Source organism: Pseudoalteromonas sp. 2CM28B (assembly GCF_023161935.1).
On record NZ_JALNTH010000018.1, the window covers coordinates 1 to 14,306 of the forward strand.

Genomic DNA, 14,306 nt, shown 5'->3' on the forward strand with positions numbered 1-14,306 from the left:
TTGGGATATCGCCAAGCGGTAAGGCACCAGGTTTTGATCCTGGCATTCCCAGGTTCAAATCCTGGTATCCCAGCCAATTTGCATGCTTCTTTGATTGCACCCCCACACTAGCTTCAAAACCACTAATATTTTTTCTTTTATAATCCAATACCACATTTTTCAGATATAAAAAAAGACCCAAATTTGAGCCTTTTCACCAACTAACTAAGCTCACCACTTATTGCGTATTTTAATACCCAGTTTTTTACCGGCCCTGTATTATTAGCTAACTTTAAAAATGTGCTGCGCGCCCATTTTAATGGGGCTATTTGGTTTGAGAAACCAAAGTAGCAAGCATCCATCATACTCATCATTAATAAATTAGCGTTACGACGACTACGTTCGTACTCTTTAAGCATTAGCGGGCAACCTACATCATCAGCTGTACGCAACACTTCAGCTAAGGCAGCCACATCTTGAAAGCCTAAATTAACGCCCTGTCCTGCCAGAGGATTAATGGTGTGCGCCGCATCACCCACTAAAACGAGTCGCCCTTGTGAATAATTATTGGCATGCTGCCTTGCTAGAGGAAATATAGCATGGCTTTGTACTTCAAAATCACCAGCGAGCTTTGGAAACTTTTCAATAATATGAGCTTTTAATGCGCTAGGTTGTAGGGCTTTAAATGCTTTGAGGGTATTTGCATCGTCATACCAAATTAAATTTGCATAAGGTGCTTGCATAGGTAAAAACGCAACGGGCCCTGTAGGTGTAAACTGCTGCCATGTTTTAACTTGTTGCGGTGCATCGAGCTTTATTAGCACGCCCATACAATGCTGCTGATATTGCCACCCAGTTATACCAATATTGGCTTTGCTACGTAATTGTGATTGCCCACCATCGGCTGCAATCACTAAATCAGCAGTATAGCTTTGTTCGTTATAGTGTAAGGTAATGCTATCAGGGTTTTGCTCTATTGCAGTTAAAGCCGATGCAGGATTAATCATTTCAATATTATGCTGCCCAAATTGCTGCCATAAGCTTGCTTGAATTAACTTATTCTCGATTAAATGACCTAAATGCGTGGTATTGATGGCATGGCAATCAAATAATAAATGATCGTTACCACGCTCAAAAGCTTCTAATTGCTCATAGGGAGCGAGTCTATTTTCGCGCAGCAATGGCATAGCACCGAGCTGATCAAGCAGTTTTTCCGAAAAGCGGTTAATAGCTGATACTCGTATATCAACTGCATCACTGCTAAGCACTAGTGATGCATCTATTGGGTGTTTTTCAATAACACGTACTGCTTTGCCTTGTTGCGCTAATTTAATAGCTATAGCGGCACCAACCATGCCGCCCCCTACTACAATTACATTACTTTTAGCCATGTCTTTCATCATTTTACTTCTGACTTAACTCTACTTTGATTGTATCGTAATTAGTTTGCTCTGTGTGAGCGCTTCGCTTAATTCTCTTATTAAACCCATACTATATTGATTTCAGATCACAAACATGAAATCTATACTTGGTTTTGAGCGTGTATCCAGCTAAAATACGCGTCCTTTAAGTCGAGCAAAATTTAATAATTGCGCCACTTATACCTGTTTCTAGCACATGTTTGTGCCACTATCGAATTGAACACGAGGCTATATTTCAATGAGCAAAAAGCTGCATATTAAAACCTGGGGTTGTCAGATGAACGAATACGACTCTCAGAAAATGGCTGATCTTCTAGATGCGACCAACGGCTATCAGCTAACTGAAGAAGCTGCTGATGCTGATGTTATATTACTTAACACCTGTTCAATTCGTGAAAAAGCGCAAGAAAAAGTATTTCACCAACTAGGTCGTTGGAAGTTATTAAAAGATGACAAACCAGACCTGATTATTGGTGTTGGCGGCTGTGTAGCATCGCAAGAAGGCGATTCAATTCGTCAACGCGCGCCGTTTGTCGATGTTATTTTTGGCCCACAAACATTGCACCGTTTACCTGAAATGATCAAACAAGTGCAAGGTAACAAAGGGTCATCAGTGGTTGATATTTCATTCCCAGAGATTGAAAAATTTGACCGTCTTCCTGAGCCAAAAGCGGAAGGTCCTACTGCGTTTGTATCAATTATGGAAGGGTGTTCTAAATACTGTACTTTCTGTGTTGTACCTTACACGCGTGGTGAAGAAGTAAGTCGCCCTGTTGATGACGTGTTATTAGAGGTTGCACAGTTAGCTGAGCAAGGCGTACGTGAAGTTAACTTACTAGGTCAAAACGTAAATGCGTACCGTGGTGATACACACGATGGTGAAATTTGCTATTTCTCAGACCTTATCCGTTTAGTAGCCGCAATTGACGGGATTGACCGTATTCGTTACACCACTTCACACCCCGTTGAGTTTACGCCTGACATTATTGACGCTTATGCCGATGTGCCTGAGCTGGTTGATCACTTACACCTTCCAGTACAAAGTGGCTCAGATCGTGTTTTAAACTTAATGAAACGCGGCCATACTGCACTTGAGTACAAATCAACTATTCGTAAGCTACGTAAAATTCGCCCTAACTTAAGTATGTCGTCAGATTTCATCATAGGTTTCCCAGGTGAAAGCAAGGCCGATTTTGAAGCGACCATGAACCTTATCAACGATATTGGTTTTGATATGAGCTTTAGCTTTATTTACAGTGCACGCCCAGGTACGCCAGCGGCCGATTTGCCAGATGACGTAACCGAGCAAGAGAAAAAAGAGCGCCTGTACTTATTACAAAACCGTATTACACAAATGGCACAGCAAATTAGCCGCCAAATGTTTGATACCGAACAACGTATTTTAGTTGAAGGTCCTTCTAAGAAGAACCCGATGGAACTACGTGGCCGAACTGAAAACAACCGTGTAGTTAACTTTGTTGGCCCACACACAGTGATCGGTCAGTTTGTTGATGTACGTATTACCGAGGCACTACCAAACTCTTTACGTGGCGATTTAATTCGTACAGAATCAGAAATGAACTTACGCCGCGAAATTGCCCCTTCTGCTATTTTAACCAAAGCAGCGAGCGAGCAAAAAACCGAGACAGCTAACGAAATTGGCGTTGCTACTTTCGTACCTTAGTTGCAAAAATTCATTGCGCCAGTTAACGCTGGCGCACTGTAATAGGAAGTAATTTTGAGTAATCAGTTAAAAACATTAGAGATTTATTTAGAACCTGCCGACAACAAACGCCTTTCTTCATTATGTGGCCCGTTTGACGAAAACATCAAACAAATTGAACGCCGTCTAGGTGTTGAAATTATTCATCGTGATAACTTTTTTAAAGTAACCGGTAAACTACACAGTAGCGCCGGCGCGGTAGAGATCTTAAAAAACCTTTATATTGATACTCAGCCTGTACGTGGGGAAATTGGCGAAATTGAGCCTGACAACGTCCATTTAGCCATCACTGAGTCTAAAGCGCTTGAGCAAGACACCTCAAGTAGCGCCTACGGCAAAGAAATGATGATTAAAACCCGTCGTGGCGTGATTAAACCGCGTAACGATAACCAAGGCTCATATGTTGCTAATATTTTGCACCACGACATTACCTTTGGTATTGGCCCTGCGGGTACAGGTAAAACCTATCTTGCCGTTGCGGCGGCAGTTGATGCACTAGAGCGCCAGGAAATACGTCGTATATTGCTCACTCGCCCTGCGGTTGAAGCGGGTGAAAAACTTGGCTTTTTACCCGGTGATTTAAGCCAAAAAATAGACCCTTACTTACGCCCACTTTACGATGCCTTATTTGAAATGCTTGGCTTTGAGCGTGTTGAAAAGCTGATTGAAAAAAACATCATCGAAATTGCTCCACTGGCTTATATGCGCGGACGCACACTTAATGATGCGTTTATTATTTTAGATGAAAGCCAAAATACCACCACAGAGCAAATGAAAATGTTCTTAACCCGTATTGGCTTTAATTCTAAAGCGGTGATCACCGGCGACATAACCCAAGTTGATTTACCTCGGGGAGCGCGCTCTGGCCTTCGTCATGCTATTGATGTGTTAGATGGCGTTGATGAAATTAGCTTTAACTTTTTTAAATCGCATGATGTAGTACGCCACCCTGTGGTAGCACGTATTGTTGAAGCCTATGAGCGCAACGACGAACGTGAGCGTCTTAAGCGATTAGAAAAACAACAAGCTAAAGAAGCGCTTGCCTCTCATGAGCAACCTGCGACTAAAGAGTAATACAGTGAAAACAGAACTTGATTTACAAATAGCGTGTGAGTTTGACAACTTACCCAGCCTTGAGCAGTTTGCAATGTGGGCCGATAAAGTACTTAGCCAATACCGCGATGAGTCTGAGCTGACCATTGTCATTAGCGATGAAGCACAGTCACAACAGCTCAATAATGACTACCGCGGTAAAAATAAGCCTACCAACGTATTATCGTTTGAATTTGAAGCGCCACCGGGTATTGATATCCCACTTGTGGGTGACTTAATTATTTGTCCAGCCATCGTTTTGGCTGAGGCCCAAGAGCAAGAAAAGTCATTTCATGACCACTTTGCCCATATGGTTATTCATGGATGCTTGCATTTACTTGGATTTGACCATATAAAGAGTGAAGATGCGTTAGAGATGGAAAGTATAGAAAAGCAATTACTTGCTGAACTAAACATAGCAGACCCATACCGGGACGATATTTAAATAAACGGAGCAATTAGACGTAATGAGCGACGATAACTCGCAATCTAGCCAGGGTTCTTCTGGCAGGACTTGGCTGGGCCGTATAACCCACATGTTGCAAGGGGAACCCCAGAATAGAGAAGAGCTGGTTGAGGTGATTGCCGATGCCCAAGAGCGGGATGTAATCGATCCTGAAACCAAAGAAATGATTGAAGGTGTGCTTGGTGTGTCTGAGCTTAAAGTGCGAGATATTATGATACCGCGCTCACAAATGGTCACCTTGGAAATTGATAGCCCGCTTGAAGAGCATATACCTATGATGGTTGACTCTACCCACTCTCGTTTTCCGGTTGTGTGTGAAGATAAAGACCATGTAGAAGGGATTTTACTCGCAAAAGACTTATTACCTCTTATTTTAAACAAAGATGAGCATTTACCATCGCTACGTGACTATTTACGTCCTGCTATGGTGGTGCCTGAAAGTAAACGGGTTGATACTCTGCTTAACGAGTTTCGTCAGCAACGCTACCATATGGCAATCGTGATAGACGAATACGGCGGCGTATCTGGTTTGGTCACTATTGAAGATATTCTTGAGATCATTGTTGGCGAAATCGAAGATGAGCACGATGAAGAAGAAGAACAACAAGATATTCGTCAACTAGCTAAACATGTTTACGTTGTGCAGGCACTGACCCCTGTAGATGACTTTAATGAGCATTTTAAATCAGGTTACAGCTCGCAAGACGCCGATACTATTGGTGGTATCGTATTACATGCCTTTGGCCATATGCCGAGTCGTGGCGAAACTATTGATATAGACGGGTTTCAGTTTAAAGTAACTAATTCTGATAACCGTCGTATATTACAACTGCAAGTCACCATTCCTAAGGCTGATGATAACGACAGTGAAGAAACTGCTAACTAGTCTCACCCTACTAGCAAAAGATAAAAAAGCATGGCTCGCACTGGTTGCGGGCCTTGTTTTGACTTTTAGCTACGCGCCTTTTGGTATTTGGCCAATTGTATTTTTTAGCTTGGTCGCATTATTTTATTGTATCCCTGCAAACCTCACTGGAAAAAAACACGCTAAAACCGCGGCTAAATATGGCTTTATATTTGGCCTAGGCTGGTTTGGTGCAGGTATAAGTTGGGTACATGTTTCTATCGCCACCTTTGGTGGTATGCCACTTATCGCTTCCATTTCGTTAATGGTATTACTGTGCAGCTACCTTTCATTATTTCCTGCGTTGGCACTGTGGGGAACCACTCGTTTTTCAAACGGCTCTATAAGTTTTGCAGCGCTACTGCTCCCTTGTTTTGCGATTAGTGAGTATTTGCGAGCCAAGCTATTAACCGGTTTTCCTTGGTTAAGCTTTGGCTATACACAAACAGATAGCCCACTGAATGCCCTTGCTCCTTTTATTGGTGAATTTGGACTCACGCTATTATGTATTGCCATTGGTTTTGCATTGTACAGCTTAACGCAAAAACAATTTAAAATGCCTGTTGTTACCGCTGCTGTGGTTGTTTTAGCTTTTGCAGGTGCACATTTTACAAAGGCACCCCATTACTCCAATAAAGACCTTTCTGTGCTGCTTGTACAAGGTAATATAAAACAACACTTGCGCTTTGACCCCAGTGAGTTTTGGACCACCATGAGTAAGTATCAAGATATGACGCGCCGTCACTGGGATGCTGATTTAATTGTGTGGCCTGAAGCTGCAGTGCCTGAAATAGAAGCCCTCGCTGATTCATATTTAGCAGGCTTAGACAGTGCCGCCTCATTTAATAAAACCGCGCTAGTAACGGGTATTGTCGATTACCAACGCGATACAAAAACCATTTTCAATACGCTGATTGTGGTCGGTAACAAAGAGCAAAATGATGAACATGGCCACTACCGTTACTTAGACAGTAACCGCTATCAAAAGCATCAGTTATTGCCTATTGGAGAGTTTGTTCCCTTTGAAGACATACTACGCCCCATAGCTCCGTTATTTGATTTGCCTATGTCATCGTTCTCTCGCGGAGATAAAGTGCAAAATAATTTACGTGCGAATGGCTTTAACCTGCTGCCTGCTATTTGCTACGAAATAGTCTTTGCTGATTTAGTGCGTGGTAACTACAAAAGCGACTCAGACATATTATTTACGGTGAGTAATGATGCTTGGTTTGGTGATTCAATCGGCCCCCACCAGCATATGCAAATTGCCCGCATGCGCGCCCTAGAACTACAGCGTCCATTAGTGCGTGTTACCAACAACGGCATAAGTGGTGTATACGACCCCATAAGCCAAACACGTCAAACTATGCCACAGTTTGAAGCTACCACACTTAAAGCCAATATAAAGCTCATACAAGGGGATAGCGTGTATAGCCAATACGGCAATGGGTTTGTATGGGGGGTTATATTGTTATTGGGTATGATTGGATTTGGGGTTAGATTTAAAAAGTAAATTCGTTGGTTACTAGCTCAATAATTTGTTGTTTTATTGCTGCCTGCTGAGACTTCACCTCACTAAGTTGCGGCTGCAATCTATTTATCTCTTCTTGTTGTTGCTCGATTTTATATTTTTTAGCCCCGATATGCTCAGCATCCATAGTCAAACGATTGTCGTCTTCAGCTGGCCCATATTGGCTATTATTTATGGTTAAACTACGTTATACAGTGCTTTGCTTAAGCTTATTTACATGCTCTTGTAATGCAACCACTTGCTTATATGCCTTTTCTAAATTTTGATATTGCTCAGCAAATGTTGCGCTATCTTCGCTGTATTTTTGAACCTTTGCGTCTAAAAACTCTGATAAAACATAGTCAAGTTCTTCTTGTGATTCGTCACCTGTAGGTTGCCGCTCTGTTTCTACTAAAGCCTGATTGTTATAATTAGATACTTGATATTGAATTGAGGCGGTTGAAATCTTCATTATTTTATCCCTAAAATAAATTTGTCACTATTTTAGGTATCGACTGATATTTTAAACTCTTTAGTAGGATTGACTGATAAGAGCAAATAAAAAAGCCCTACTTGATTAAAGCAGGGCTTAACGTATTTTTTACCTTAAAATTACGACTCAATAGCCAGTAATTCCACCTCAAAAATAAGCAATGACGCAGGAGGTATACTCCCTACCCGCTTTTCACCATAGGCAAGCTGGTGCGGTATATAAAACTGAAATTTATCGCCCGGGCTCATCAGTTGCAGACCCTCAGTCCAGCCTTTTATAACTTGGTGCAAGCCAAAGCTAATCGGAGTTTTACGCTCTACTGAGCTGTCAAATACAGTGCCGTCGATTAAAGTGCCATGATAATGCACTTTCACCATACTTGTTGGGCTAGGTGTATTTTCGCTCTGTCCTTTATGGATTATTTTATATTGCAAGCCAGATGCGGTTTCATTTACACCTTCAGTTTTTGCATTAGCAATTAAATAATCACTTTCAATTTGTGCGTTAGCGATTGCTTGCTGCTTAGCTTTTTTACTGTTTTTAAAAATTAAAACGCAAAAAATAGCGATAACAATCAGTAAAATTATATTGATCATAACTCCCCTTTTTCATCTTCTGAGTCGTTTTTATCGTCACTGTTATCGCCATTAACAATATCGGCAATGTCTTTTAATCGCGCTAATGCAATGCCATTAACCGAATCTTCTGGGTAGTGTTCATCAACCATGTCACCCGCGTCAATGTCCATTAGTAAGTTTAGCGCTTGGTCAACGGTTTCAACGGCGAAAATATTAAATTTACCCAGTTCAACCGCATTGAGTATTTCATCATCAAGTACTAAGTTAACTTGGTTTGATTTTGGAATAATAACGCCTTGCTCGCCCGTTAAGCCGCGCATTTTACATAGCTTAAAGAAACCTTCTATTTTCTCGTTTACACCACCAATGGCCTGTACATCACCATGTTGGTTAATTGAACCGGTTAGAGCAATAGACTGACTGATAGGTAAGCTCGTAATGGCGGAAATTAGCGCACAAAGTTCAGCAAGAGAGGCGCTATCACCATCTATGTAGCCATAACTTTGTTCAATAGCGATATTCGCACTGAGTGTTAAGCTAAAGTGTTGCGCGTATTTGTTACCTAAATAACCAGTGAGCAGCATCACCCCTTTTGAGTGAATTGCTTTACCCAGCTCAGCTTCGCGTTCCACATCAATTACGCCGTCGGCGCCCGCATAAACGGTAGCAGTAATACGTGCAGGTGTGCCAAATGAAGTGTCACCAATGTGCAGTACAGTTAAACCATTTACTTTACCTACGGCTTGCCCGTCGGTCGCAATTAAGGTGTGCCCTTCTTTTATATCGCTGAGCATATTTTCACTAATTTGCCCCGTACGATATTGTTTGCCTTCAATCGCTTCGTCAATATGGCGTGCATCAATCACCGTTAGCTTGTCTTGTTTAGCGTAAAAACTAGCCTCAGCCACCAGCTCTAATACATCAGCAAAACGGGCTGAGAGTTTATTATGGTGCTCAGCTTGGCGATAACTAAACTTAAGCAATCGCACCATTGCTGATTCGTTTAACATGCACTTTAATGTTTGCTCGCAGTAATCACTGACTTTAGTAATAAACTGATACTGCAGCTTATCGCTACTTGGTAAGTAATAATCAAAATCGGCAAGTACTCTAAATAACTCGGCAAATTCTTCGTCGTATTCACCGATGGTGTAATAAAGCTCACGTGAACCAAGCAAAATAATTTTCACATCAAGCGGTATTAACTGCGGGCGAAGCGTAAAGCTACTGCCAACTACACTGTCTTGATAAGGTAAGTCATTTTTAATTTGATGCGTTTTTAACGACAGTTTTAGTCCATCCCACACTTGGGGTTGAGCCATTACTTTTTCAGCATCCATAATTAAATAGCCGCCATTCGCGCGGTGCAATGCACCTGGTTGAATTGATCGATAGCTGGTAATTAACGACCCTTGCGATGTGGCGTATTCAATTTTGCCAAAAATATTACCAAAAGTTGGGTTTGGCTCGTAAACAACCGGTGCCGCATCGCCTTCTTTATATTCGACCAAAATATTAGGCGCAAAAAAGTCGGTAAGCATGCCTTTACGATCAAAGTCTTCTTTGTTTTCTTCGCTTTCACCTTCATCATCAAGCCATTCGAGCACGGCATCAATAATTTCTACACGTATATCTTTTAAATAACGCAGTACACCAATATGGCTGGCATATTTATGTTCTAAATCTTTTAATAACGGTTTAGTAGCTTGCTCAGCGGTAGACTTTTTAAGGTTGCGAAGCTTTTCTTTGGATTCACGTTTCCAGCGCGGTAACTCAATAAGCGCCTCAATGAGGGCATCTTCTAATTTTTCTATACGCTCAAAAAACATCTCGCGTAAGTCATCTTCAAGATCAGAAAACTCATTATCGGTAAGTTGTTTACCATCAATCAGCGGTGCAAAGCCGACTACGCCTTTTTCTTCAATTAGTGCCACACTTTGCTCAAGCGCGGCTATTTCTACCGATGTAATGGCGCCATCGTAAGCATCGTTAAACTCACGGTCTATCGATTTTTTCTTACGCTGATAGGCTGGGTTATCAAATGCAGCAGGAAAGGTGTCGAGTACTTCATCAATAAACGAGTCAATATCATCGGCTAATTGTTTGCTTTGCCCTGCATGCATAAATAACGCAATAGGCTCACGGTGATCGTCGTAGTTATTAACATATAACCATTCATGCGGTGTTGTGCGCTCTTTAGCGTGTTGTTTTAATTTGTCTTTTACTAAGGTAAAACGCCCGTGTGCCGCCTCTCCCATTACGTAAACATTATAACCGGGTAGGTCCATTCCTAAAGAAAAGTCCAACGCACTTTGCGCACGTTGTTGGCCTATAAAGGTAAGTTGCTCAGGGTATGGATTGCTCATGCAAGTGCTTACATGGCTCGAAGAAATACTCGGTGCAAGATTTGATACAGGTAGTGGCAGCAGTTTTTTCGTCATTCTAACTTCTTTTTTTACCAGCTTAATTGCTAGATTTGGGCATATTGAGTGGCCTACAGCCACTCAATACTTATATTTAGGGTTGTAAAGCCTGGCGGCTAAAATAGATGCCATCACACTGCGTACAAGGAATAATTTGCGTTGCATGGTAAACATCATAACTATGGTTGCAATTCTTACATACTAATGTGCCCATGGCTATCCATTCACCTGCGTGATAAACACCATTATGCTTAAAATCTTCACTTAATGACTGCCATTCAAGCTGTGTTTTGTCTTCAATATGAGAAAGTTCAAACCACAATGACTCTTTAAGCTCCTGCCATGCAAGCGAATTATAGTAGCTGTTATTTTCTTGTAGATGAGAGATATCGCGCATTAAGTAATTACGATAAAGCTGATATTTTTCTTCACCTAAATCTTTAAGTGCCTGCTCAGATTCAATAAATCGCTTTACTGCGGCTTTAACCTCATGCTCTTTCACATCTTTTAACCAATCGGTTAAATCACTAAGCCATGCTCTGTAATCTGCCATTTTATACTCCTTCAAAATTGTGAGGGGACTGATATTTATACGGCGCTATTAGCTGTTGATAAAAACAACACCATACAGGCTTTGTTTAGGGTCTGTTGACCTTTTAAGGTTAAATTTGCAGCAGTCTGTTTGGTATTTAGGCAAGGCAGAGCCTATGTGGTGTGGTTATTCCCCATAAATAGGCGATAACGCAGCATCAATGCCAAACAGGCGCTGCCCGAAGGGTTCTGCCTAGGGGGGATTTACTCTTTGTTGCTCGGTTTTTACTTAGCCCACTAGGTTACAAACCTCGCGTCGCGATTAAATCGCCCCTAGTTTGAACAAATTGTAATCCACAAAGATCAACAGACCCTAGCTTAAACCTCAAATACTTGCGTGTAAACTCAACTAAAAAGATTAACAAACGCTAAGTTAAAACTGACTCCTAACGTAGATAAGTATAGGTTAACCTGCACTGAAAACTAATTTAGCGGCAAATTTGTAAAAAGCGCCGCTTTGGCGCTGTGAATAACCCTTTATTTGGGGTATCCTATCGACAATTTTTTATTAGTATGCAAGAAGTTTGGAAACGTAAATGCAAGAGCAATATAACCCACAAGACATAGAGTCAAAAGTCCAACGCTACTGGGAAGAAAACCAAGTATTTAAAGTCACAGAAGACGAGAGCAAAGAAAAGTACTACTGCCTCTCAATGTTTCCTTACCCAAGTGGTCGACTGCATATGGGTCATGTGCGTAACTACACCATTGGTGACGTGGTTTCTCGCTTTCAGCGCTTGCAAGGCAAAAACGTAATGCAACCTATGGGTTGGGATGCGTTTGGTTTACCTGCAGAAAACGCGGCTATTAAAAATAAAACAGCCCCAGCAAAATGGACTTACGAAAATATTGACTACATGCGTAACCAGCTTAAGCAATTAGGGTTTGGCTACGACTGGGATCGCGAAATTGCGACGTGCCACCCAGAATATTATAAATGGGAACAATGGTTCTTCACTAAGCTTTACGAAAAAGGCCTAGTGTACAAAAAAATGTCAACGGTTAACTGGGATCCTGTGGATCAAACAGTATTAGCTAACGAACAAGTAATTGATGGTCGTGGTTGGCGTTCAGGCGCAGTAGTAGAACAAAAAGAAATTCCACAGTGGTTTATAAAAATTACCGACTATGCTCAAGAGCTATTAGACGACTTAGACAAACTAGAAGATTGGCCTGAGCAAGTTAAAACCATGCAGCGCAACTGGATTGGTCGCTCTGAAGGGTTAGATATCGAGTTTACGCGCACCGACAATAACGAAAAGTTTAGTGTATACACCACTCGTCCAGATACGTTTATGGGCGTGACATACCTAGCTGTGGCCGGTGGCCACCCAATCGCACAAGAAGCGGCTAAAAACAACGACGCGATTGCGATGTTTGTTGAAGAGTGTAAAAACACTAAAGTTGCCGAAGCGGATATGGCAACCATGGAGAAAAAAGGCATTGCAACAGGCTTTTACGCCACGCATCCATTAACGGGCGAGCAAGTGCCTATTTGGGTTGCAAACTTTGTATTGATGCATTACGGCTCAGGCGCGGTAATGGCAGTACCAGCGCACGACCAACGTGACTTTGAATTTGCCACCGCATACGGCCTCGATATTAAACAAGTTATTGCCCCTGCTGAAGGTTCAGAGCTTGAGGTAAACCTTAGCAAAGAAGCATTCACCGAAAAAGGCGTACTGGTTAACTCAGGTGAATTTGATGGCCTTGATTTTGAAAACGCCTTTAACGCTGTTGCCGACAAACTAGAAGCATTAGGTGTAGGTGAGCGTAAAGTAAACTTCCGTCTTCGCGATTGGGGCGTAAGTCGCCAGCGTTACTGGGGCTCTCCAATCCCAATGCTGAGCGATGAAAACGGTAACGAGCTTGCTGCTACTGAAGATATGCTCCCTGTGCGTTTACCAGAAGATGTGGTAATGAATGGTGTTACATCGCCAATTAAAGCCGATCCGAATTGGGCTCAAACAACTGTAAACGGTGTGCCTGCTACTCACGAAACAGATACTTTTGACACCTTTATGGAATCATCGTGGTATTACGCTCGCTACTGTAGCCCACGCCATGACGAAGGCATGTTAGACCCAGCAGCCGCTAACTACTGGTTACCAGTAAACCAATATATTGGTGGTATTGAGCACGCCATATTGCACTTATTATATTCGCGCTTTTTCCACAAATTATTACGTGACTTTGGTTTAGTTAATTCAGATGAACCATTCGACCGCTTACTTTGTCAAGGTATGGTACTTGCTGAAACATTTTATCGTAAAGATGAAAAAGGTGGCGACATTTGGATTTCGCCAAGTGATGTAAACACAGAAACCGACGACAAAGGTCGCGTAACTAAAGCATGGCATAAAAAAGATGGTGAACCGGTGTTCTCATCTGGCATGAGCAAAATGTCTAAGTCGAAAAACAACGGTATAGACCCACAAGAAGTTATTGCCCAATACGGTGCAGATACAGTGCGTTTATTTATGATGTTTACAGCACCACCAGAGCAAACGCTTGAATGGTCAGATTCAGGCGTTGAAGGCGCACATCGTTTCTTAAAACGTGTCTGGAAATACGCAGTAGACGTTAAAACAGTAGGTTACCAAGCACTTGATAAATCGGCGCTTACTAACCCGCAAAAAGTACTACGTCGTGAGCTACACAAAGCAATCGCAAAAGTGAGCGATGATGTAGAGCGTCGTCAAACCTTTAACACCGCTATTGCCGCAATTATGGAGCTTTCTAACAAGCTATTAAAAGCGCCATTAAGTGACACACAAGATGTTGCCATTGCTAACGAGGCACTGGAAGCATTAATAATTATGCTGGCACCTATTACACCGCATTTATCGCATCAATTATGGCAAGACCTAGGTAAAGAAGGTGATATTTTAGATGCGGCATGGCCAAAAGTTGACGAATCTGCTCTTGTTGAAGATGAAAAACTAATCATCGTACAAGTAAACGGTAAGCTGCGTGCAAAACTAACAGTGGCTGCTGATGCTACGCAAGAGCAAGTAGAAGCTTTGGCATTTGCCGAGTCTAACGTGACTAAATTTACTGATGGTGCAACGATACGAAAAGTTATTTATGTACCAGGTAAATTACTTAACGTGGTAGCTAACTAAT

The 14,306-nt window shown here is 41.9% G+C and carries 12 protein-coding genes and 1 tRNA gene; 7 read left to right on the top strand and 6 right to left on the bottom strand.

Annotated elements, in window-relative coordinates; genetic code table 11:
* Window position 1: 1 nt before the first annotated feature.
* Window positions 2–76 (top strand) — tRNA-Gln (locus MTN96_RS20730).
* Between the two features lie 124 nt (window positions 77–200).
* Here MTN96_RS20730 and MTN96_RS20735 read toward each other — a convergent pair.
* A complete protein-coding gene (locus MTN96_RS20735) occupies window positions 201–1,382 on the bottom strand; it encodes an FAD-dependent oxidoreductase (RefSeq protein WP_248532655.1) in 1,182 nt (393 codons plus the stop codon).
* A 256-nt stretch (window positions 1,383–1,638) separates the two neighbouring features.
* Between MTN96_RS20735 and miaB the strand changes: the two genes are divergently transcribed.
* Genes miaB through lnt form a run of 5 tightly spaced genes read left to right on the top strand, consistent with a single transcriptional unit; the run spans window position 1,639 to window position 7,098 of the window.
* Window positions 1,639–3,084 carry a tRNA (N6-isopentenyl adenosine(37)-C2)-methylthiotransferase MiaB gene (miaB, locus tag MTN96_RS20740; protein ID WP_069439958.1) on the top strand — a complete coding sequence of 482 codons (1,446 nt, stop codon included), beginning with the start codon at window positions 1,639–1,641 and terminating at the stop codon, window positions 3,082–3,084.
* A 54-nt stretch (window positions 3,085–3,138) separates the two neighbouring features.
* Window positions 3,139–4,197, top strand: coding sequence for a PhoH family protein (locus MTN96_RS20745; protein ID WP_069439957.1), 1,059 nt, complete (start codon window positions 3,139–3,141; stop codon window positions 4,195–4,197).
* Window positions 4,198–4,201: 4 nt separating this feature from the next.
* On the top strand, window positions 4,202–4,660 hold the full coding sequence (gene ybeY, locus MTN96_RS20750) for an rRNA maturation RNase YbeY (protein WP_008115159.1): 459 nt from the start codon (window positions 4,202–4,204) through the stop codon (window positions 4,658–4,660).
* 22 nt (window positions 4,661–4,682) lie between these two features.
* The gene (corC, locus tag MTN96_RS20755) at window positions 4,683–5,567 is read left to right on the top strand and encodes a CNNM family magnesium/cobalt transport protein CorC (RefSeq protein WP_036982057.1); all 885 of its coding nucleotides are present in this window, start codon (window positions 4,683–4,685) and stop codon (window positions 5,565–5,567) included.
* Window positions 5,548–7,098 (top strand): apolipoprotein N-acyltransferase, encoded by a 1,551-nt coding sequence (gene lnt / locus MTN96_RS20760; protein WP_248532656.1) that lies wholly within the window; start codon window positions 5,548–5,550, stop codon window positions 7,096–7,098. The genes corC and lnt overlap by 20 nt, the downstream gene beginning before the upstream one ends.
* Here the strand turns inward: lnt and MTN96_RS20765 are convergent.
* From MTN96_RS20765 to MTN96_RS20785, 5 genes are all read right to left on the bottom strand, one after another.
* Complete coding sequence (locus MTN96_RS20765) at window positions 7,088–7,243, bottom strand: hypothetical protein (RefSeq protein WP_248532657.1); 156 nt, start codon at window positions 7,241–7,243, stop codon at window positions 7,088–7,090. The two genes, lnt and MTN96_RS20765, sit on opposite strands and share 11 nt — an antisense overlap.
* A 60-nt stretch (window positions 7,244–7,303) precedes the next feature.
* Entirely contained in the window at window positions 7,304–7,567 is a 264-nt protein-coding gene (locus MTN96_RS20770; protein WP_248532658.1) for a hypothetical protein, read from the bottom strand.
* Between the two features lie 140 nt (window positions 7,568–7,707).
* The gene (locus MTN96_RS20775; protein ID WP_036982055.1) at window positions 7,708–8,184 is read right to left on the bottom strand and encodes an FKBP-type peptidyl-prolyl cis-trans isomerase; all 477 of its coding nucleotides are present in this window, start codon (window positions 8,182–8,184) and stop codon (window positions 7,708–7,710) included.
* Entirely contained in the window at window positions 8,181–10,607 is a 2,427-nt protein-coding gene (locus MTN96_RS20780; protein WP_248532659.1) for a Lon protease family protein, read from the bottom strand. The genes MTN96_RS20775 and MTN96_RS20780 overlap by 4 nt, the downstream gene beginning before the upstream one ends.
* Window positions 10,608–10,683: 76 nt before the next feature.
* Window positions 10,684–11,142, bottom strand: coding sequence for a hypothetical protein (locus tag MTN96_RS20785; protein ID WP_138627455.1), 459 nt, complete (start codon window positions 11,140–11,142; stop codon window positions 10,684–10,686).
* Between the two features lie 574 nt (window positions 11,143–11,716).
* Here MTN96_RS20785 and leuS point away from each other — a divergent pair.
* On the top strand, window positions 11,717–14,305 hold the full coding sequence (gene leuS, locus MTN96_RS20790; protein ID WP_248532660.1) for a leucine--tRNA ligase: 2,589 nt from the start codon (window positions 11,717–11,719) through the stop codon (window positions 14,303–14,305).
* The last annotated feature ends 1 nt before the right edge of the window (window position 14,306 follow it).